Source organism: Kaistella faecalis (assembly GCF_019195395.1).
Classification (GTDB): Bacteria; Bacteroidota; Bacteroidia; order Flavobacteriales; family Weeksellaceae; genus Kaistella; species Kaistella faecalis.
In genome coordinates, this window is record NZ_CP078067.1 from 1,327,858 (window position 1) to 1,348,644 (window position 20,787).

Below are 20,787 nucleotides of genomic sequence, written 5' to 3' on the forward strand. Positions count from 1 at the left end.
TTTTATGAATGAGTCGCGGCAATCTCTTCATCCAGATTTAAGGCTCTTGGGAATAGGTAGTCGTTTTCGATGCGCAAATGGATATAAAGATCGTTTTCGAACTCTTTCAGTTTTTCATAAAGATAAGTAAAAGAGTTGCACGCGTTTTTCGGCGGTGCGAAATTATTCGTGATTCTTCTCAGGAAATTAAGGTCTTCGCCAGCGATTTCATGTTCTTTTAAAAGGATGCGGATCGGGTGATCCAGGGTTCCGGCGTCGTAACTTAATTCTTCTGTCGGAATGTCTTTTTTAATCAGTAACTGTCGGATCACAGGGAAAAGCACTTCTTCTTCATTCGTGATATGATTGAGCAGATCCTGCAGGAAATGATGCGTACTTGTCGCCACGCGGTGAAGTTCCGGATGATTCTCACCGTGATGTTCGGCAACTTTGATGGCCAGCCCGTTCAGGCTTTCCGCATTGTCTTTTATATAGCGGTGGTGCGTCTGAACGATATAATCTGCGAGCATGCCAAGTTCCCATTCGTCGTAATCTTTATTGTCCGGGAATTTGGTTCCGGAATCGCTGCAGCCGAAAGTCACGCCTTTTTCTTTTAAATATGCTGCTTTCTTCAGGTCTTTTTCAGGAATCGAGCCGTTTTGCGGAGTTTTTTCATCCGGGTTTTTGGCGATTTTTACTTTAAACCATTCAGGTCCCTGTTCCAGATATTCCCAGGTAAAAATATTGCCGCGTTCAGCAAGCAGTTCGTAATACAGCGGTTTCGGATCATGGTCGTTTTCAATAACGAAAGCTTCACCAGCCAACAGCGCGTCGAAATATTTGAAAACAGTCGGATGTTTCATGCGCGGCTCGAGCTGTGTTACATCTAATGTTTCCATTTCTTTTTCAACAGGATTTTTGGAGATCTTTACTTTAAACCATTCCGGTCCCTGCTCCGTATATTCCCAGGTAAAAATATTTCCACGTTCAGCAAGCAGTTCGTAATACAGCGGTTTCGGATCATGGTCGTTTTCAATAATGAAAGCTTCACCGGCAGACAGCGCGTCGAAATATTTGAAAACAGTAGGGTGTTTCATGCGCGGCTCAAGTTGGGTAACGTCTAATGTTTCTATATGCCTAGTTTCTTCTGCAGGATTTTTTGCGATCTGAACAACGAACCATTCCGGACCTTTTTCCAGATATTCCCAGGTAAAAATGTTTCCACGTTCGGCAAGCAATTCATAATACAAAGGCTTAGGATCGTGGTCGTTTTCAATGATGAAATTTTCACCGGCAGCCAACGCATCGAAATATCGGAAAACAGTAGGGTGTTTCAATCTGGGTTCTAAAAGGGTTACGTTCAGTGTCTGGAGTGTTGCCATGTTATTTAAATTAGGTTTAAGATTTGTTTTTAATTAAGACTGATTTGTCTGATTATTGTTTAAAATTTTTTTTACATTCTTTTCAGCTGAAGGATATCGGCGGCATTTCCGTTCCGGAAAGTACTTAAAGTCACTTCGCCATAAATTGAATAAAGCTTGTCCCGGGCCTCTTTGTACTGGTTATGAATGGGACAGGGATTTGTTTCTGAGCAGAATTCAAGCCCCAGCCCGCAGCCATGAAACATTTTATCGCCATCAATGGCTTCCACAATATCTGCCAGTGAAAATTCTGCCTCCTTATCGGAAATGCAGAATCCGCCGTACCTGCCTTTTGAACTTTGGAGAAAACCCTTCCTGCTGAGATTCTGAAGAATTTTAGCGATAAAAAGCTGTGGTGAATTAATATTGTCAGCAATTTCTTTGATATTCACCATGTTTCCGTCTCTGGATTGTTGGGCGATGTAGATCATTGCTCTTAATGCATATTCACATGTTTTTGAAAGCATACTGTGTATTTCTCCGGCAAAGTTATGTATTATTTTTAATCAGGACAAATTAGTCTTAATTAAGTTGAGCAATTTATTTTATGAGTTTTAACATAGAAAAAACCCAACCAGTAAATCTGATTGGGTTTTCATTGAATTATAACACTTTTTATACGAGTTCTGCCGTATGCTGTTTCACCAGTTCCTGCTGTACGTTGGAAGGTACGAGCTGGTATGCTGAGAATTTCATCGTGAATTTCGCTTTTCCACCTGTGATAGAGCGCAGCGTAGAGCCGTAATCGTGCAGTTCAGCCAAAGGAACCTCCGCTAGGATTTTCTGGTAATGTCCTTCGGAATCCATTCCGGAGATCATGGCACGGCGGGTTTGTAAATCGCCCATTACGTCGCCGGTATCTTCGTCCGGACATAGAATCTCCACTGAATATATAGGTTCCAGCAACTGTGGCTTCGCATTGTGGAATCCTTCACGGAACGCGCCCGAAGCCGCCAACTGGAAGGAAATATCATTGGAATCCACGCTGTGCATCTTGCCGTCGTAAACAATTACACGGATATTCTGGCAGTGGGAGCCGGTCAACGGACCTTCTTTCATCTGTTGCATAATACCTTTCTTAATAGCGCCAATGTAACGGTTATCGATAGCACCACCCACGATGCACCAGTAGAACGCAAGTTTTCCGCCCCATGGCAAATCTTCAATCTCTTTCTGGCGGATGTTATATCCAGTTGGTTCCGGCATGTCGTCATAGAAATTTTCAACCCGCATGTGGATTTCGCCGAACTGACCGGATCCACCGGACTGTTTTTTGTGACGGTAATCGGCATCAGCGTTCCCTGTGATGGTTTCGCGGTAAGGGATTTTAGGGTTATCGAAATTCATGTTCACACCGAATTCCTTCTGAAGCCGCTGTTTCACCAAATCAAGATGCAGCTGTCCCTGACCGTGAAGAATCGTCTGTTTCAGTTCTGCAGACTGTTCTACTTTCAAGGTAGGATCTTCTTCTTCAATTTTGTGCAAAGCGGTAACAAGTTTCTCCATATCCGCGGTGGAATCTGTAGAAACTGCTTTTCTGATGCGGCTTTCAGGAAATTCCATCGGACGCACTTTTCGGTCTAAACCTTTTGTATTCAAAGTGTTGTTGGAATGACCATATTTCAGTTTTACGGTAACGCCCAGATCACCTGCGACCAGCTCATTGACAGGAATTCTTTCTTTTCCTTCTGCAACAAAGAGTTGGGAAATCCTTTCAGTTTCGCCGTTATTGGCATTTACGAGTTCATCACCGGCTTTCAGTTTTCCGCTGAGGACTTTAAAGTAGGAAACCATTCCGACCTGAGGCTCAGAAAGTGTTTTATAGATAAAAATCGTGGTTTTGTCATTAGGGTCGTAAGTGATTTCACCTCCGTTTTCCAGTTTTCTTGCTGGTCTTTCGGCTGGTGAGGGAGCAATGTCATCGATGAAGCCCATCAAACGGCCGCTGCCCATATCTTTCAGTCCGCTGGTGACAAATACCGGGAAGAACTGCTGTTTTGCCAATGCGATGGTAATTCCTTTGGCGAGTTCTTCTTCAGAAAGGTTGCCTTCTTCAAAGTATTTTTCCATCAAGCCTTCCTCATTTTCCGCAGCGATTTCAACCAATGCGTTGTGCATTTCATTGGCTCTTGCCATTTCGCTTTCAGGGATTGATTTTTTCTCAGGTTTTCCACCGTTAGCTGGAAATTCGTACATCACCATTCTTAAAGCATCAATGATCGCATTGAAATTGGCTCCTGAATTATACGGATACTGGATGGGAACCAACTTCGAACCAAAACGTTCTTTGGCCTGTTCCAGGGTTTTCTCGAAATCCGCTTTTGGATGATCGAGCTGGTTGATAACGAAGATTGCAGGAGTCTGGTATTTTTCAACATATTCCCAAACCAATTCCGTACCTACTTCCACACCATTTGCAGCATTAAGGACGATAACTGCGGTATCAGCTACCTTTAATGAAGAAACGACCTCGCCAACGAAATCGTCAAATCCTGGGGTATCGATGATGTTTATTTTGTTGTTTTTCCAGTTTACGAACATTTGGTGTGAGAAAATGGTTTTCCCTTTTTCGTGCTCGAGGTCTGTATGGTCGCTCACCGTGTTCTGTCCTTCGACTGATCCACGGCGCTTAATCGCTCCGCCTTCGTAAAGCATGGTTTCTATAAGCGTGGTTTTGCCACTGTCGGAATGACCGAGTAAAACCACATTTCGTAAATCTTTGGTATTAGCACTCATAATATATAGTTTTAATTATTCTATGGGAATGCTAAAAAGGAAATGACCTGCATTTGATTTTTAGGTAGTTAAAGTTACAAAAGATTTATATTGGTTTTCTGTTTTTCTTGAAATGAACAGATGATATTTGGCAGTAAAGGCGGCGATTCCTTTTACTATAATTTCATATGGCTTATTCTAACCGATGCAGTGGGTCTGATATTGCTTTGACTACACTTTGGTACGGTCCGACTACGGCTCAACCTTCGATAAGTGTTTTCTGTAAAGGATTAAGAGAGATTTAATCTCGTGAAAAGTGCACTTTCGATATAACAATTCGCGAGTTGCTCATCTGTAATACAGATGATTATAAAAATACAAAAAATTAAGGAAAAAAAGTATTTTGCCTAATCAAAAATTTCAAGGAGCGCTATTAAATCTTCTCCGCAATATGCTTTATAATAATTTCCGCATGAATTCTGGAGTTTTCGATAAACCAGAGGTGCGTGTCTTTCCCGCCGCAGACCACGCCTGCCAGATATAGATTTTCTACATTGGTTTCCATGGTTTCGGGATTGTAAGCCGGGACAAGACTTTCGCCTTTTAATTCAATCCCTGAGTTTTTGAGAAAATGAAAATCCGGAAGATAGCCTGTCATCGCCAGAACAAAATCATTTTCAAGCTCGTGAATCTTACCCGTTTCATCTTTAAAAACAACGGAGTTGTCTTTAATCTCGATCATTTCAGCATTGAAATATGCTTTAATGCTTCCTTCCGCGACACGGTTTTCAATATCCGGTTTTACCCAATATTTCACGGATTTGGAAATCTCAGAATCTTTGATGATCATCGTGACCTCCGCTCCTTTTCTGAAGGTTTCTAAAGCTGCATCGACGGCCGAATTGCTGGCGCCGATAACAACAACCTGCTGGTTGGCGTAAGGATAAGGTTCGGCATAATAATGTTTTACTTTGGGTAAGTTTTCGCCCGGAACTTTCAGCATATTCGGGATATCATAAAAGCCGGTTGCGATAATGACGTTTTTTGCGAGATACTTTCCTTTCGATGTTTCAACCTCAAAGATTTCCTTTTTTAAAACCTTCACAACTTTCTCGTAAAGATTGATTTTCAGGTTCCGATGGCGGGCAATTCCCTGGTAATATTCGAGCGCATCCTGTCTGCCGGGCTTTGGCGAAGTTGTGATGAAAGGAATTTCGGCGATTTCCAGTTTCTCTGCTGTCGAAAAAAAACGCATGTACAATGGGTAATGATAGAGTGAATTGACGATGGTGCCTTTTTCAATGATCAGATAATTTAAACCGTTGTTTTCGGCTTCCAAAGCACAGTTCAAACCGATTGGTCCCGCGCCGATAATCAATACATCTAAAATTTCCATCTCACAAAATTACGAATCAAAATTGCACCGGAAATAAAAAAGCGGACAGAAAAAAATATCTGTCCGCTATATTACTTTTAATAAGTTTTACTTGATCAATCCCAGTTCCACGAGTCTCTCGTGAAGGAATTCTCCGGCTGTAGTGTCCGGATACAATTTCGGATTGTTTTCGTCGTAAGTTCCTTCCAAAGCATTAAGCGGCATTTCGCTTACCGGGTGCATAAAGAAAGGAATGGAATATCTTGACGTTCCCCATAATTCACGCGGCGGATTTACCACCTGGTGAATGGTAGATTTCAGTTTGTTGTTGGTGTGACGGGATAACATATCGCCAACATTGATCATCAGTTCATCCGGCTCAGCGATGGCGTCGATCCATTCGCCGTTGTGGTTCATGACCTGAAGACCTTTGCCCTGCGCGCCCATTAAAAGCGTAATGAGGTTGATATCACCATGTGCCGCTGCACGAACCGCATTATCAGGTTCTTCTGTAATCGGCGGATAGTGAATCGGTCTTAAAATAGAATTTCCTTCGCTTACGAATTTATCAAAGTAAAATTCGTCCAGACCCAGGTGCAACGCCAAAGCTCTTAACACATAAACGCCGGTTTTCTCCAGCATTTTATAGGCTTCTTTACCAACCTCATTAAAATTAGGAACCTCAGATACTTCCACGTTATCCGGATAAACGGAGGAATATTTAGAGCCGTCTTCAAGATACTGACCGAAATGCCAGAATTCTTTTAAATCTCCTTTCTTGAAACCTTTGGCTGTCTCTTTCCCAAAACCCACATAACCGCGCTGGCCTCCAATGCCCGGGATTTCGTACTTCTGTTTGGTTTCTACCGGCAGGTCGAAGAAATTCTTCACCTCACCGTACAGTTCGTTCACCAGATTATCGTCGAGAAAGTGACCTTTCAGGGCGACAAAGCCGATTTCTTCGTATGCTTTTCCGATTTCATTTACAAATTTTTGTTTGCGTTCCGGGTCACCCGAAAGGAAATCACGCAAATCCACACTTGGAACTAGTTTCATTTTATTGGATTAAAAATTGTGTTGCTAAAATAAGATTTTTTAGATTAGAATTTTAATTATGAGTAAATTTGCGTTTATCCAAATTTTCCCATGAAACAGTTCTCTTCGAAAAGAAGCATACAGATTTTAGCACACCTTTTAAAAGAATACGGAATCTTCAACGTTGTAATTTCACCCGGATCCAGAAATGCACCGCTTGCCATTCATTTCTCTGAAACGGATGAACTGAACTGTTACAGTATTGTGGATGAGAGGAGCGCAGGATTTGTAGGCTTAGGCATGGCGAAAAGCGAGAAAAAACCTGTCGCATTAACCTGTACCAGCGGCTCTGCGTCGGCAAACTACTATCCCGCCATTACCGAAGCCTTTTACCAGAACATTCCGCTTCTTGTGCTTACCGCAGACCGCCCTACGGATTTTGTGGATATTTTTGATGGGCAGACCATTCGTCAGAAAGAACTTTTCCAGCAGCATTCATACGGTGATTTTCAGCTTCTTGAAGATGATAAGGAGAATGCGGAAGACGAAAACTTCAGTTTAATAAAAAAAGCCATTGAACTCTGTATTGAGAAACAGGGCCCGGTCCATATCAATATTCCTCTGGCTGAACCGCTTTATCATCTGGTTTCAGAACTCCCTGCGTTTCCGCCGGTTGAAAAGACATTTCAGAAAAAAGCATATGAACTTCCTGCAAATCTTGCCGCAGAGTGGAATCTTTCTAAAAGAATCATGATTCTGGTCGGCACACGTGATTACAGCGAAGAACTGGAGATGCAGCTCACCCAGTTGGTAAAAAACCACAGTGTTGTGGTGTTAACGGAAGCCAATTCTAATGTAAAACACCAGAAGTTCTTTAATCATATCGACCGGTATATCTTCAATTTTTCTGAAGAGGATTTCAAAACCTACGCGCCTGATTTACTGATTACGATTGGTCAGAATGTGGTTTCCAAGAAAATCAAGCAGTTTCTGAGAAAAGCAAAGCCAAAAAACCACTGGCATATTCATGAAGTCTGGCAGCCAGACACTTTCTTTGCGCTGACAGAAAAAATTGAAACAAAACCTGAGATCTTCTTTTCTCAATTAATGAAATTCATTACGCTGGAACCACAGCCCTACTTTAATCTTTGGGATGTTCTGCGTGACAAGAGAGATCTGAAACATGAGGAATACTGCCTTAAAACTTCTTTTTCGGATTTTAAGTTTTTTGAAATTCTTGCTGATAAACTTCCGGACACCGTCAACCTTCATTTCAGTAATTCTTCCGCAATACGGTATGCACAGCTTTTCGAGTTCAAAACCAACAGCATACACTGCAACCGTGGTACGAGCGGTATCGACGGCTGTACTTCTACCGCGATGGGATTTGCGATGAAGGCGAAAGAACAGACCGTTCTCGTTACGGGCGATGTGAGTTTCTTTTACGACATCAATGGTTTATGGAACAATTATATACCGCCTTACACCCGAATTATTGTCTTCAATAATGGCGGCGGCGATATTTTCAAAATCATTCCGGGACCGGATTCTACCAATGCCCTGGATGAATTTATCCTGACGCAGCATCACAAAAAAGCGGAATATCTGGCAAAGCATTTCGGTTTTGCATACACGAAAGTGGATGAAGAAGACACACTTTCGCGCATTCTTGATAATTTCTTTAAACCTGATGAAAAAGCAAAAATTCTGGAGGTTGATACGTCGGCGATTGAAAATTCAGCGGTTCTGAAACAGTATTTTGAATTTCTGAAGTAATTAGAAATTCATCTGCAATCCGAATTTTACGCCGAATTTAGAAACATCAGGTCTGTCGAGGTAATTCCCGCGCCAGTTAAAATCTACACGTAAAATTCTAAGATTCCCAAAACCGATATTTTCGAGTCCGAAACCGTATTCGTAATAAATCTGCTGATCGGGCGCGGAATATTTTAAGTTTTCGAAATTAATGTTTTTCGAGTCATCACTTAAAGTTCCGTATGCGCCGCGGAGGAAAATCAATTCCCTGAATTTCAACTTTTTAATCAAAGGAATATGGGCAAGAATTTTTCCCTGGAAATGATGCTCGTAGTTCAAAGTCGTATAAGCGTCCGCAACGAATTCGTAATATTTTAAAAGCGCAAAAGTGTTGGGGACCAAGCTGTAAGACTGGTTTCCGGGAATAATATTCTGTAACGCCAAAGGAACAGCAGAGAAATTTTTTCCGGCTTCGAAATTAATGACCGAACGGCCTAAATTTCCCACCACCACAGGCTGGGAATACAGAAACTGAAGTTTATTATAATCGAAATCTCCATCCAGAACATTTTCAAATCCGTGCGTAAATTTCAGCACAAATGTTGGTGAAAGCGTGGTAAAGGCATAACGGTCTACCCCATATTGAGAATATTTTGCGCCAGGTCTCGCAACGAGACTGAAAGTCGTGTGGAAATCGTTCAGTTCAGATTTCAACTGATTGTTTTTATAAAAACCGAGGTTGAACTTTTCCGGATTGGCTGATTTAATGTTCTGCAGAGAAGCATCCATTCTTACCTCAAAATTCTTCACGGGTTCCAGAGAAAAGAAAAAACTGTTCTGTTTCACGAGACTTAAAGAAGCATTGGTTCCCGACGAAAAAACTGATGATGAAGCGAAAGATCTCGTCATAATTCCGTCGTCATTCATCAGTTGTGCGCCGAGCTGAATCACATCATTCCGGCTTCCGAAACCAACTGTAGCACGGTTTTCGCGATTGAACATGTAGCGTCCCTCCAGACCGTATTTCAGTTTCCGGTCTTTAAAGCCATAAGCAGTATATCCTGCGACACGCCACATATCGTTTGGTGAAAAGTAAGTTCTGGCACCCACGCGAATTCTGTCGCCTTCGACTTCGTTATTTCCGTAAACCGAATAAATATCACCAAAGTCAATCGCTTTCCAGGCGTTGATATATCCGGATTCCAGGACTTCTACCAATTTTACAATTCTTTTGAATTTCGGAACCTGCTCCAGTTCGCCAACCATTTTGTACACATTCTGCTCTGTTTCGGAAAGCGGTTCTGTTCTTTGTTTTTCCCAGAAATCATCTGCCTTTTGCAGATTATCATCACTTAAAGTCTGGCCTTTATCGGCAAGGAAATTCTCACTAAAATTTTTATTGAATTCATAGTCACTGAAAATTCCGGTTCTTTTAAAAATTATACTTTTCGCATCTTTTTTCTTTCCCAAAACCGACATTTCCAGTTCGGTATATGTTCTTTTGGGCAGAAATACATTCTCATCCAGATTTTCGTATTCGGTTTCAAGATAAATCCCGTTGACGAAATTCACATTGATTTTATTGGTTGATCTAAGCGTTGCTTTTACAATATTGTAGGTGTCTTTCGAGATCAGAAGATTTCCCTGAAAGGCTAGAATTTCTTTATTTCTCGGGAAATATTTAATGACGTAAGCCTCGATTCCGTCCACGGAAACCGAATCGGTCAGCTCGTATTCGTAAGTATTGAAACCATCTGTTCCAGCCGGACTTGGAAAACCGATGTTAAAGAAATTCAGCGTGTTGTCGTAAATGTTAACTTCTTTAAACTGATTTTTAGCGGTTGAAGCAATAAGTTCATTATCGTTAAATCCAGAAAATTTGTTGGCGACGATGATCCTGTTTTCTTTTTTTTCAGGAGCGTTACGCCCGTAGGTTTTGTAAATGGTTTCATTGAAAAATACAGGCAAAGCGAGCTTTTTATCGAAATTCGCCGAATCTGCGTAGTCGAAGATAAACTCCATACTACTGAAGATTTTTTTCTTCATGAAGGCGCTGTCTATATTGTTTAATCCGATTTCAATTTTCTCGTATTCTTTGAACTGATAATCATTGTAATTGGCTAGACCATTGGTTTTGCGGCGCTTCCAGACTTCCTGCATGATCGCATAAGCCGGATTTTCTTTTTTGTTTTTGTATTTCTTTTTGGTGCCTCCGGTGATCACCACTTCACTAATCTGCTCGACTTTCTCCGGCTGAAGTTTCACAAGTAGATTTTCAAAACGCAGATCACTGAAATTCAGGATTTCAGGCTTATAATTGGCTTTGATAAATGTGGCAGTTGAGATTCCTGAATCTGACTCAATTAAGAACTCAGAATTGCCCGATGTCAGGGCTGCTTTTTCTTTACCGTTTATAAAAATTTCTACGGAAGTAAGTGGTTTGCTGGTTTTGGCATCAACAATTTTCCCCGACATCTTAGTCTGAGAATTGATTAAAACAACAAAAAGCAAAAAAAGAACAAGTTTGACCTTGTGCAAGAAATGATAAAAAAGATTGGAATTCTTCATGAATACAGCAGCAAATTTCCCATTAAAAAGACAGTATAAGCGAAAAACAGACCAATTGTGAGCCTCAACATTATAATTCAAGATAAGCAGACTGGCCGGGGAGATTGGTTATTTTCGCTATCGGATAAATAAACATATCATCGAAATCATTCATTGCGTTAATTAACTGGAAATGAGAATATTCATTAATATTCTGCATGGTTATTTCGGCTTCTTTGATTTTCTTAGTTTTCAGCAGGTTTTTCCGCTGCACTCCGTTAAGCAAATATGTGGTTGGCGTAAACCAGTCTTTTCCCATCTTAAAGAGAATGTTGGAGAACGAGGTATCAGTAATATGATTATTCTTTACGATGATAATCTCGTCGGATTTTGCTTTCTGCAGCATTTTTTCAAATTCTTTGCGGTCTTCAAACTTGAACGAGTAATCATACACATTATTCTCCACCAGCTGAAAATTATCGATCTCTGAAATGGCATACGGGATCATCTGCGTCCGATAATTTTTAGTGAGATCATAACTGATTCTCAGCTTATAAAGTCCATCTTCATCGTGCTGCAAATCCTTAAAAATCTTCAGCAGGTCGATTGATCCTTCCACGCCGAAATGCGCAAAGGTTTCATTAACTCTGTTTTGGTGAAGATCCGGGAGAAACATTTTCTGGTCTTCTATTTTAATACTTTCAATAAATCGGGACATAAATTTTATTTTTCATTTCCTGGTACTCATCGTCCAGTTTGCTTAAATGGGTAATTCCGCCACCACTTTTAAAATACAGTTTCGTGTTTTCTTTCTCTAAAAACCTGATCATTACGCAGGAATCAAGGTTTTTCCCATCAAACCAACCGCAGACTCCCGTATAAAAACCGCGGGAATATGTTTCGGCTTCCAGAACGATCTCAAGAGTTTTTGGTTTGGGTGCACCTAAAATAGATCCGGCAGGAAGAAGCGTTTTCATTATACTTCCGATTTTTCCCCGAAACTCATGTTTCAGCGTTCCGGAAATTTCGGAACTCATGGCGTAGAGATTCTTATTGTGCGTTTTAATAAGGTCGATCCTCTGAAATTCATCTAACTGCACCTCATCCGCTACCATACTTAAATCGTTTCGGAGTAAATCTACGACTGTATAATGTTCGGCTTTTTCTTTCGCATCGTTCTTCAAAACTTCAACTGCATTCTCCAGATCAGCATCTATTGTTCCTTTCATCGGATGGGTAAAAATTCTGTCGTCAACAATCTCAACGAAAGTTTCAGGGGAAAAAAACACGAATTTTTCGGGATAAAGAACTTTATATTTTGAGGTTGAAAGATAGAAAATTTCATTCAAAGAAAGATTGGTTTTCACCTCGGTTCTGCAGGTGTAATTGGCGAGATAGGAATTGCCCGCTTTCAGGTTATCCTGTACGAGATCAAATCCTTTTCTGTAAGATTCCAGACTTTGTGGAAAGGCTTCAAACTGAAATTCATCAGGCTGGTGATGCAGTTTATCAAGTTTTTTAAATCCTTCAAAATCAATCAATAAACCCAAATCTTCAATTTGGTTTTCCTGAAAAACCTCAACATTTTCCATTAAGAAATCTGTTGTAAAAAAGAAGGGAACTTTTGCCTGAGAAAGTTCATCCATCTTATCGAAATTTGGGTGAAATGCGCTTAACATTGCGGCAAAAATACTGAAAAGAGCGCACGCTTAATATTAAAACAGAAAATTTAAATCTTAAACCCTATTTTTGCGGCATGCAAAGTAACTACACGCAACAGGCAAGCCTTGGACAGATCTTAAAGAACGCTTTTACTTACTGGAACAAAACAATTCTCTACCAGTTGGTTTTCAGTATTTTATATTTTTCACTGTTTTTTCTTGGATATTTTTACCTTTTCAAATATTTCGGGCTTTGGGATGAGTTTACGAAGTATCAGGATTTAATAAGAACAGATTTGCCTGCTTTCAATAAAAAGATGGAGGAAATCGCACGATTACCGCAAGCCCGTAATTTTGCGCTGGGCTTTTTTGTACTTCTGGCACTCATAAATCCTCTGAATGTTGGGCTTTATAAGGTTTACCGTAAAATTGACCTTAAAGAAACTGTAACACTGAATGATCTTTTCGCAGGATATATCGGCTTCGATTTTTTCAAATTTTTTGGGTTTTATCTGTTCTGGATTATTATTTTCACTTACGGCAATGCTCTTCTGTTACTGGGAGTTTTCTGGATTTTTGTGACGCTTTTCTGTGTTCCGCTGATGTATTTTATGAATGTAAAAACCTTTGAAGGAATATCGCTTACGTTTAAAGTTCTGCGGAAAAATTTCAGTACGATAGTTCCGGCAATGCTGGTCGCGTTTCTTTTCAGCCTCACGGGAATTTTAATTTGCGGAGTCGGTTTCCTTCTCACATTCCCTTTCCTGAATGCAATGATTTATGCACTTTACCAGCAGTATTATAAAGAAGTTGGGTAATTGCTAACTTTAATGCTGTTTTTTCCGATTTTAAATTTAAATTTGAAAAACATTAAAAATTAAAACTATGGAAACTTTTGAGGAAATGGACAGCAGTAATGTACCCAACAGAACTTGGGGCGAAATTATCTCTCACGCTTTTGATATGTATAAGGGAATTTTTCTCTACGCTATTCTGGCACTGGTAATTGGCGCTGTGGTTTCTATGATTATTCAGCCGCTTTCGGGGTTGGACAGCAGAAGTTTTTCGGAAGAGATTACGTCCGCAGATGGAGATTTTTCGTCAATTAATATTTGGGCGATTCCTGGTATGAAGCTTTATTCCGGGCTATCGGGAATTGCAAGCCTGCTTTTGACACCTCTATATGTGGGAATTATCTATCTCGCAAACAAATACGATTTCAAGCAGCGTTTGCAGGTATCTGATCTGTTTATCGGTTACAGACAGAATTTTCTTAATATCGTTATTTACAGTTTGATTTCCTCTGTGATTATAGCAATTTCTATCGGAATGTGTATTTTACCTGTCTTATTTGTAATTCCGCTGTTGCTTTTGGGTTACCCGATTTTACTTTTCGAAAATGCTACGTTCTCTGAGGCTCTAAGTAAGAGTTTCAAGATTGCCAAAGAAAACTATATGGTTTTTCTGGGAGCATCATTTCTCGGTTTACTGATCAGCATCGCCGGAATTCTGCTCTGCGGAATCGGAATCGTGGCAACAATTCCTTTCTATATGGTGGTAATGTATTCCGCATATATCGCATTTTGCGGAAGACCAAAACAGTTGAATTTCAACAATTAACCGGAACTGATTATAAAGTATATTATGCCCAACAAAAAACATCAAATCAGCGAGGTAAAAATTAAGCAGATCTTTCTGCTGGCCGTTATTCTTGTGCTTGCGGGATTGATATGCTTTAATCTTGCGCTGTTTATTCCCTCCGTTTTGGGGGCTATCACTTTATATATTATTACCCGGAAATATAACCTGTATCTTCAGGAAGAAAAAGAGTGGAAACCCTGGCTGGCTTCCACGGTAATTATTTTCGGTACGCTCATCATTTTAATTCTGCCCATTTATTTTATCGCAGATATGCTGATTGAGAAGTTAGGAAATGCGTCTGTTTATATGCAGAAATTCAACATTTTCGTCGATAAAATTCATGATTATGTTTATTCTAAAACCCGGGTAGACATTTTAAGCAAAGAGAATTTAAACAAGCTGAAAGACAAGGTGGGAAGTTTTTCTACAACTGCAGTAAGCAGTACTTTCAATACGCTTACGGTAGTTTTATCGATGTATTTTATCCTTTATTTTATGTTGGAAAAACCGAGGCTTTTTGAAAGGCTTGTAAGAAGTTCTGCCCCACTGAAGAAAGCCAACATTAACTTATTGGGCGAAAAAATTCAGAAGATGGTAGTGGCCAATGCAATTGGAATTCCTGTAGTTGCTATCGGACAGGGAATTGTAGCTATTCTTGGATACTGGATTTTTGGAGCACCGAGTCCGCTTCTTCTCTTTGCGTTAACTGCAGTTGCCTCCATGATTCCTATCGTTGGCGCCGCAATTATTTACGTTCCTGTATGTATTTTTATGATTGCTGAAGGAAATATGGGCGCGGGGCTTGGTTTGGCGGCATACTGCCTTATCGCGGTGGGCTTAACCGATAACCTTTTAAGGTTTACCCTTTTAAAAAGGTTAGAAAATATCCATCCGTTGAATACTGTTTTCGGAATTATTATGGGAATGAATCTTTTCGGGTTTATGGGACTCATCTTTGGGCCGATTCTTATTTCAATCACGGTGCTTTTAATTCAGGTTTACAGAGATGAATTTTCTGATGACGACCGCGAACTTATTATGCCCGAACCTAAAGAAATCGAGAAGAAAATTGATTTAAGTATTTAAAAATGGAAGGTTTAAAACCAGAAATCCTGCAGGAAATCTGCATCGCAAGAATGCCTTTCGGTAAATACAAAGACACAATAATCGCGGATTTGCCGATCAGCTATCTCGAGTGGTTTCACCGGCAGGGAATGCCACCCGGTAAACTCGGGATGCAGCTCTCTACCATTTATGAAATTAAAATCAATGGTCTAATGGATCTACTCACGCCAATTCGTGGGAAAGTGAATTTTGAAAAACCGAAAAAGCGGGTTTATAAGTTTTAAGCTTTCAATGCTGCAATTTCGTCACGTAATTTTGCGGCCTTAATAAAATCAAGATTTCTGGCTGCGGCTTCCATCGCTTTTTGTTTTTCGGCGATTAAAACTTCGGCATCCTTACCATAATTGGCTTTTTCTTCGGCAACCTGTTTCAGGATTTCTTTCTGGGTATATTTTGGATCCGGGAAATCTTTCGATCTTCCGACCAGAATTTCTGAAATTTTCTTGTTTAAAGCTGTCGGAACCAAGCCGTGTTTTTCGTTGTATTCCATCTGCTTTTCGCGGCGGTAATTGGTTTCGTCAATGGCTTTCTGCATAGAACCGGTAATCTTATCAGCGTACAGAATGGCTTTTCCATTAACATTTCTTGCAGCTCTACCGATTGTCTGAACCAGTGATCTCCTCGACCGCAACATTCCTTCTTTATCGGCATCTAAAATAGCAACGAGTGAAACTTCGGGTAAATCGAGACCTTCCCTCAATAAATTTACGCCGACCAAAACATCGAATAATCCGACCCGTAGATCCTGCATAATCTGAATTCTTTCCAGTGTCTCTACATCAGAATGAATATAACGCGTTCTGATTCCGAATCTGGTGAAATATTTGGTGAGTTCTTCAGCCATTTTCTTCGTCAAAGTGGTTACCAGAACTCTTTCATCAATCTCGGTCCGTTTCTGGATTTCTTCAATTAAATCATCGATCTGGTTTAATGATGGTCTTATATCAATGACAGGATCAAGAAGTCCTGTCGGGCGAATAATCTGCTCAATATACTCGCCTCCGCTTTTTTCAAGTTCATAATCTGCGGGAGTTGCCGAAACATAAATGACCTGATTCTGCATGGCTTCAAATTCCTCAAACTTCAGCGGACGGTTATCCATCGCTGCCGGAAGCCGGAAACCGTGTTCAACCAGAACTTCTTTACGGCTTCTGTCGCCCCCATACATCGCATGAACCTGGGGAACAGTTACGTGACTCTCATCAATAACCATAAGGAAATCCTTTGGAAAATAATCAAGAAGGCAGAACGGTCGGGAACCCGGCAACCTTCCGTCGAAATATCTGGAATAATTCTCAATTCCGCTGCAGTAACCGAGTTCCTTCATCATCTCGAGATCGAGTTCGGTTCTTTCCTGAAGGCGTTTGGCTTCAAATGGTTTTTCGATTTCATTGAAGAAATCAACCTGTTTCACCATATCATCCTGGATCTCGCGTATTGCGTTGATCTGTGTTTCTTTGGACGTTACAAAGAGGTTTGCTGGATAAATATTTATCTCTTCAAACTCGGCCATCACGTTCCCTGAAAGTGGATCGAAACTCTGGATTCTTTCAATCTCATCACCGAAAAACTGGATACGGACAGCATTATCGGCATACGCGGGATACACATCGATTACATCGCCTTTCACTCTGAACGTACCTCGGGTAAATTCATTTAAAGTCCTTGCATATAATGCATTAACCAGTTTATGAAGAAAAGCGGTTCTGGTAATTTTTGCATTTTTCTGAACTTCAATCAGGGATTTATTGAATTCCGTCGGATTTCCGATGCCGTAAATACACGAAACCGAAGCCACGATTAAAACGTCCCTCCGTCCTGAAAGCAAACTCGCTGAAGCAGAAAGTCTGAGTTTCTCCACTTCTTCATTAATCGAAAGGTCTTTTTCAATATAAGTATTCGTCGAAGCGATAAATGCTTCGGGCTGGTAATAGTCGTAATAACTCACAAAATATTCTACCGCGTTCTCAGGAAAAAATTCTTTGAACTCCATGAAAAGCTGTGCCGCCAGAGTTTTGTTATGCGCTAATACGATGGTGGGCTTTTGAACTTCCTGCACAACATTGGCAACGGTAAAGGTCTTTCCAGAACCGGTAACACCAAGGAGTGTCTGGTACTTTTCGCCAATTTCAATGCCTTTGACCAGTTTTTCAATGGCTTGTGGCTGGTCGCCGGTCGGTTTATATTCTGATTGAAGTTTGAACTGCATAATTTGGATATGAATGTCACATCTAATAATGTGATTTACAAAAATACAAAAAACAAAAGAGCAGGAATTCTGCTCTATTAATTATGATGCAAATTATTTTCTGTTTTTTGAAAAGCTTTCAAAGTCCTCAATTACGAGTCCATTACCTTCATTTCCAGGCTGAAAGCGAATGTTTCTGTTACTGTAAATTACAGGAATTTCCGCGATTTTTGAGATTGTTTGCCCACTAATCAGTTCCAGAGCTTTTTTAAGTTCGGGATCTGATACATTTCCGAATTCCTTGATGTTATTAATGGCCTGGAAAGGATTTATTGCGTACGTCGGTAGAATTCCACCTGATGGATTTGGGTCCCTGTCCTTGTTGTAATAAGAAAAAGTAATAGGCTGAAGCTTCCAGTTGTGCGAAGTATTTCTGGTGGCGTATGATGTAAAATCTGATGCGGGCGAGTCATAAAGCGTTATAGAACCGACAAATTTCCCGTAAGTTTCGTTACCGATGGTAGTCACAGGAACATATTTGTTGAGACTGCTGACCGTAAGTTCACTTGCTGAAGCTGTTTGAAAAGAAACCAAAACATAAATTCTGCTCAGGTTGAGACTGTTTACGTTTTGCTGCCCAGTCTGTTCGGGATGACCGTTGACCACATTATATGTTTTCACGGTGTTGGTTAAATAATCCATTCCGTCTTCATCGTTATGTTTCGCGTTAAAATCCAAATAAACGTAGGGTTGGCCCGTATAATTACCGTTTACCATCTGCGCGAGCGCTGTTGCGGTTTCCAGAGATCCACCACCATTGTAGCGCAGATCCAGTACCAATTCTGTAATTCCGTCGGCTTTCATTGTCGCAAAAGCAGCGTTCAGCTCATCGTTGTAATCTGATTTAAAACCGTTATAAACGAGGTATCCTATATTTTTCCCGCCGTAATTATATTTTTTATAGAAAGCAACAGGGTTTTCATCAATATTTGTTTTGGTGATACTGATGTTCTCCGCTCTGTCCGTTGTGACCAAAGCCGAAGATGTCATCACCGCAGTTGCTGCCCTGGTAAGCGTGAATTGATCCTGCGAAAGCTGCGAGTAGTTACTCAATGTTAAAGGGGCGCCATTCACTTTAGTAATGATATCTCCACGTATAATTCCTGCACTAGCCGCCGGAGACCCTGGAACGACGTAATTTACGAGGGCTACAGCCGAGGTATTGGTATTGTCTTTCGGATACACGGCATAATCAAATCCCGAAATCTTTTCTACCTCTGCGACCCGCGATGCCTGCATTATCGTATTATTATTTTCGATCCACGAAAAACGGTCGGTATTGCCGTAATCGTATAACAGACTGTAGAACAATCCGTCGGGAGTTTTCGAGTTGATAAAAGGTAAATATTCGGCAGAGTTTTTGAAGTTATCTGCTAATTTAGGAACATTGGGTTGCCAATAATACCATGAATTCATGGCCTTCCATACAAAATCATTTACAGAATTCGTTTCTGTATTGGGTGCGGGCACACGATCGTTATCGCGGGAGCACGATACAAGAAGTAAAGTAACAAAGGTAAATCCTGATAATATCTTAGTGTTCATTTGTTTTATTATTAATATTTTTGAGTTAAACCTAAAACGGATAAATATGAAAATCAATATATTAGCCCCGGCAATTTTAGTAAGTATATCTGGTCTAATTTCAATGTCGTGTACTGCAAACCAGCTGCCAAAAGTTACTGAGCCAATGTATCAGTCTTATGATTCCGCGGGTGAGAAAGGCTATGATGTAAGTTTCGGATTATCTCATGATTCTATTCCAGCAACTTCCATCGTTATTAACAGAATTCAACAGAAAATTTCGGCAGACGATAAAGTCGGATTAAAATATAGGATCAACGTGATTTCACAATCCAGAAAGATTCTGGGTTTCAAACCGATGATTACAGATAAGGAAAACGGCATTTTTTTCCGGAGTGACACCGCTGAAATTTTCAAACCGGTAGATTTTAAACTGCGGCAGAAATAGCCATTTCGAAGGCGTAATTCTTTATCTTGAAGCATAAAATACAATAACAAACATCACCATTATGAAACATTTATCCATTAAAACCCTTTCATTACTGAGTGCCATCCTCTTGGTCTCGTGTAGTGGGAATTCAAAAACAACGGTAGCAGCACAGGAAACCTCCGTCAACGGAACATTAGCAAACCCCGAAACCGCAGATAAAAATTCTCCGGAATATCAGCCTGCCTTCGAAGGGCAGACAAGGGTTCAGGGAGTAAAAACCTCTACAGCATATAATGTAGAAGTGATCAACTCAGATTTACATAAGCCATGGGGAATTATCAATTTACCTGACGGAAGATTTCTGATTACCTCAAAAACAGGTCACCTTAACATTGTGTCCGCAGACGGAAAAACAATCTCAAAAGTTGAGGGACTGCCTAAAGTTGATGCTAAAGGTCAGGGAGGTTTATTAGATGTGGCTTTAGATCCTGATTTTCAAAATAACAAAATGATTTACTGGACATTTTCGGAACCCGTTTCAGGCGGAAATCATACCGCTGTCGCAAAGGGTAAACTTTCTGCTGATGAGAAACGGATTGAAAACCCTTCTGTGATATTCCGCGCGACACCAACTTATGATGGTGATAAGCATTACGGAAGCCGCCTGGAGTTCGATAAAGACGGCCATCTTTTTGTAAGTACGGGCGAACGTTCGGATCTGGAAACGAGGCCTTACGCGCAGAAACAGGATTCTTACTTAGGGAAAATTTTAAAAATTACCAAAGACGGCAAACCTGCTCCCGGAAATCCACAAATTGCGGGATGGAAACCTGAGATTTATTCTACAGGACACCGAAATCCTCAGGGAATGGCGATCGATGTAAAAGGACAGATTTGGGATGCAGAGATGGGACCGCGCGGAGGTGACGAAATCAACTTAATTCAGCCCGGAAAAAATTATGGTTGGGGTGATGTGACTTACGGAATCGAGTACAGCGGCAAAAAAATCAATAACGGAACTACACAAAAAGCCGGCACAGAGCAACCTGTGTATTATTGGGATCCTTCAATTTCGATGAGCGGAATCACTTTCTACACGGGCAATATCGAAGAGTGGAAAAACAATATGATGATTGGATGCCTCAGCGGAGAAAAAATCATCAGACTCGTGATCGAGAATAATAAAGTAGTTGGCGAAGAATGGTTGCTTACCGATAAAAATGACAGAATAAGAGACGTACTGAACGGACAGGACGGAAATCTGTATGCAGTTTCCGACAGCGGAAAACTTTACAGGATTTCAAAGAAATAGATAGACTTTTCAATATTAG

General features: G+C 40.6%; 17 protein-coding genes. 7 read left to right on the forward strand and 10 right to left on the reverse strand.

Annotated features, from left to right (window positions below; translation table 11 throughout):
• Positions 1-2 precede the first annotated feature (2 nt).
• The 5 genes from KTV93_RS06360 to KTV93_RS06380 form a co-directional block, all read right to left on the reverse strand.
• Positions 3-1,361: a DUF2249 domain-containing protein gene (locus tag KTV93_RS06360; RefSeq protein ID WP_218250458.1), complete on the reverse strand. Its 1,359-nt coding sequence runs from the start codon at positions 1,359-1,361 to the stop codon at positions 3-5.
• Positions 1,362-1,432: 71 nt separating this feature from the next.
• Positions 1,433-1,867, reverse strand: a complete 435-nt coding sequence (locus KTV93_RS06365; protein ID WP_218248128.1) for an RrF2 family transcriptional regulator — start codon at positions 1,865-1,867, stop codon at positions 1,433-1,435.
• A gap of 148 nt (positions 1,868-2,015) precedes the next feature.
• Positions 2,016-4,136 (reverse strand): elongation factor G, encoded by a 2,121-nt coding sequence (locus KTV93_RS06370; RefSeq protein WP_218248129.1) that lies wholly within the window; start codon positions 4,134-4,136, stop codon positions 2,016-2,018.
• A gap of 412 nt (positions 4,137-4,548) precedes the next feature.
• Positions 4,549-5,511, reverse strand: a complete 963-nt coding sequence (locus tag KTV93_RS06375; RefSeq protein WP_218248130.1) for a YpdA family putative bacillithiol disulfide reductase — start codon at positions 5,509-5,511, stop codon at positions 4,549-4,551.
• An 87-nt stretch (positions 5,512-5,598) separates the two neighbouring features.
• Positions 5,599-6,546 (reverse strand): isopenicillin N synthase family dioxygenase, encoded by a 948-nt coding sequence (locus KTV93_RS06380; RefSeq protein WP_218248131.1) that lies wholly within the window; start codon positions 6,544-6,546, stop codon positions 5,599-5,601.
• Between the two features lie 90 nt (positions 6,547-6,636).
• Here KTV93_RS06380 and menD point away from each other — a divergent pair, with 90 nt between their 5' ends.
• Positions 6,637-8,301, forward strand: coding sequence for a 2-succinyl-5-enolpyruvyl-6-hydroxy-3-cyclohexene-1-carboxylic-acid synthase (menD, locus tag KTV93_RS06385; protein ID WP_218248132.1), 1,665 nt, complete (start codon positions 6,637-6,639; stop codon positions 8,299-8,301).
• Here menD and KTV93_RS06390 read toward each other — a convergent pair whose 3' ends face one another.
• The 3 genes from KTV93_RS06390 to KTV93_RS06400 form a co-directional block, all read right to left on the reverse strand.
• Positions 8,302-10,755 (reverse strand): DUF5686 family protein, encoded by a 2,454-nt coding sequence (locus KTV93_RS06390; protein ID WP_218248133.1) that lies wholly within the window; start codon positions 10,753-10,755, stop codon positions 8,302-8,304. It abuts the gene before it with no gap.
• Positions 10,756-10,918: 163 nt separating this feature from the next.
• Positions 10,919-11,545 (reverse strand): aminotransferase class IV, encoded by a 627-nt coding sequence (locus KTV93_RS06395; RefSeq protein WP_218248134.1) that lies wholly within the window; start codon positions 11,543-11,545, stop codon positions 10,919-10,921.
• Complete coding sequence (locus KTV93_RS06400; protein ID WP_230259122.1) at positions 11,529-12,473, reverse strand: aminodeoxychorismate synthase component I; 945 nt, start codon at positions 12,471-12,473, stop codon at positions 11,529-11,531. Before KTV93_RS06400 ends, KTV93_RS06395 begins: the two co-directional genes overlap by 17 nt.
• Before the next feature lie 110 nt (positions 12,474-12,583).
• On the opposite strand from KTV93_RS06400, the gene KTV93_RS06405 reads away from it, so the two are divergent.
• From KTV93_RS06405 to KTV93_RS06420, 4 genes are all read left to right on the forward strand, one after another.
• Positions 12,584-13,306 carry a hypothetical protein gene (locus tag KTV93_RS06405; protein WP_218248136.1) on the forward strand — a complete coding sequence of 241 codons (723 nt, stop codon included), beginning with the start codon at positions 12,584-12,586 and terminating at the stop codon, positions 13,304-13,306.
• Between the two features lie 67 nt (positions 13,307-13,373).
• Complete coding sequence (locus tag KTV93_RS06410; RefSeq protein WP_218248137.1) at positions 13,374-14,108, forward strand: beta-carotene 15,15'-monooxygenase; 735 nt, start codon at positions 13,374-13,376, stop codon at positions 14,106-14,108.
• Between the two features lie 24 nt (positions 14,109-14,132).
• On the forward strand, positions 14,133-15,215 hold the full coding sequence (locus KTV93_RS06415) for an AI-2E family transporter (RefSeq protein ID WP_218248138.1): 1,083 nt from the start codon (positions 14,133-14,135) through the stop codon (positions 15,213-15,215).
• Positions 15,216-15,217: 2 nt separating this feature from the next.
• The gene (locus tag KTV93_RS06420; protein ID WP_218248139.1) at positions 15,218-15,478 is read left to right on the forward strand and encodes a DUF3820 family protein; all 261 of its coding nucleotides are present in this window, start codon (positions 15,218-15,220) and stop codon (positions 15,476-15,478) included.
• Here KTV93_RS06420 and uvrB read toward each other — a convergent pair.
• Entirely contained in the window at positions 15,475-17,463 is a 1,989-nt protein-coding gene (gene uvrB / locus KTV93_RS06425; protein ID WP_218248140.1) for an excinuclease ABC subunit UvrB, read from the reverse strand. The two genes, KTV93_RS06420 and uvrB, sit on opposite strands and share 4 nt — an antisense overlap.
• Positions 17,464-17,556: 93 nt before the next feature.
• On the reverse strand, positions 17,557-19,047 hold the full coding sequence (locus KTV93_RS06430) for a S41 family peptidase (protein WP_218248141.1): 1,491 nt from the start codon (positions 19,045-19,047) through the stop codon (positions 17,557-17,559).
• A 46-nt stretch (positions 19,048-19,093) separates the two neighbouring features.
• Between KTV93_RS06430 and KTV93_RS06435 the strand changes: the two genes are divergently transcribed.
• Both KTV93_RS06435 and KTV93_RS06440 read left to right on the forward strand, forming a co-directional pair.
• On the forward strand, positions 19,094-19,474 hold the full coding sequence (locus KTV93_RS06435; RefSeq protein ID WP_218248142.1) for a hypothetical protein: 381 nt from the start codon (positions 19,094-19,096) through the stop codon (positions 19,472-19,474).
• A 61-nt stretch (positions 19,475-19,535) separates the two neighbouring features.
• Positions 19,536-20,768, forward strand: a complete 1,233-nt coding sequence (locus KTV93_RS06440; RefSeq protein ID WP_218248143.1) for a PQQ-dependent sugar dehydrogenase — start codon at positions 19,536-19,538, stop codon at positions 20,766-20,768.
• Positions 20,769-20,787 lie beyond the last annotated feature (19 nt).

Excerpts from the sequence above, each read along its gene's own strand:
- KTV93_RS06360 (WP_218250458.1), bottom strand. The coding sequence starts at position 1,361 with ATGGCAACACTCCAGACACTGAACGTAACCCTTTTAGAACCCAGATTG.
- KTV93_RS06365 (WP_218248128.1), bottom strand. The coding sequence starts at position 1,867 with ATGCTTTCAAAAACATGTGAATATGCATTAAGAGCAATGATCTACATC.
- KTV93_RS06370 (WP_218248129.1), bottom strand. The coding sequence starts at position 4,136 with ATGAGTGCTAATACCAAAGATTTACGAAATGTGGTTTTACTCGGTCAT.
- KTV93_RS06375 (WP_218248130.1), bottom strand. The coding sequence starts at position 5,511 with ATGGAAATTTTAGATGTATTGATTATCGGCGCGGGACCAATCGGTTTG.
- KTV93_RS06380 (WP_218248131.1), bottom strand. The coding sequence starts at position 6,546 with ATGAAACTAGTTCCAAGTGTGGATTTGCGTGATTTCCTTTCGGGTGAC.
- menD (WP_218248132.1), top strand. The coding sequence starts at position 6,637 with ATGAAACAGTTCTCTTCGAAAAGAAGCATACAGATTTTAGCACACCTT.
- KTV93_RS06390 (WP_218248133.1), bottom strand. The coding sequence starts at position 10,755 with ATGTCGGGGAAAATTGTTGATGCCAAAACCAGCAAACCACTTACTTCC.
- KTV93_RS06395 (WP_218248134.1), bottom strand. The coding sequence starts at position 11,545 with ATGTCCCGATTTATTGAAAGTATTAAAATAGAAGACCAGAAAATGTTT.
- KTV93_RS06400 (WP_230259122.1), bottom strand. The coding sequence starts at position 12,473 with ATGGATGAACTTTCTCAGGCAAAAGTTCCCTTCTTTTTTACAACAGAT.
- KTV93_RS06405 (WP_218248136.1), top strand. The coding sequence starts at position 12,584 with ATGCAAAGTAACTACACGCAACAGGCAAGCCTTGGACAGATCTTAAAG.
- KTV93_RS06410 (WP_218248137.1), top strand. The coding sequence starts at position 13,374 with ATGGAAACTTTTGAGGAAATGGACAGCAGTAATGTACCCAACAGAACT.
- KTV93_RS06415 (WP_218248138.1), top strand. The coding sequence starts at position 14,133 with ATGCCCAACAAAAAACATCAAATCAGCGAGGTAAAAATTAAGCAGATC.
- KTV93_RS06420 (WP_218248139.1), top strand. The coding sequence starts at position 15,218 with ATGGAAGGTTTAAAACCAGAAATCCTGCAGGAAATCTGCATCGCAAGA.
- uvrB (WP_218248140.1), bottom strand. The coding sequence starts at position 17,463 with ATGCAGTTCAAACTTCAATCAGAATATAAACCGACCGGCGACCAGCCA.
- KTV93_RS06430 (WP_218248141.1), bottom strand. The coding sequence starts at position 19,047 with ATGAACACTAAGATATTATCAGGATTTACCTTTGTTACTTTACTTCTT.
- KTV93_RS06435 (WP_218248142.1), top strand. The coding sequence starts at position 19,094 with ATGAAAATCAATATATTAGCCCCGGCAATTTTAGTAAGTATATCTGGT.
- KTV93_RS06440 (WP_218248143.1), top strand. The coding sequence starts at position 19,536 with ATGAAACATTTATCCATTAAAACCCTTTCATTACTGAGTGCCATCCTC.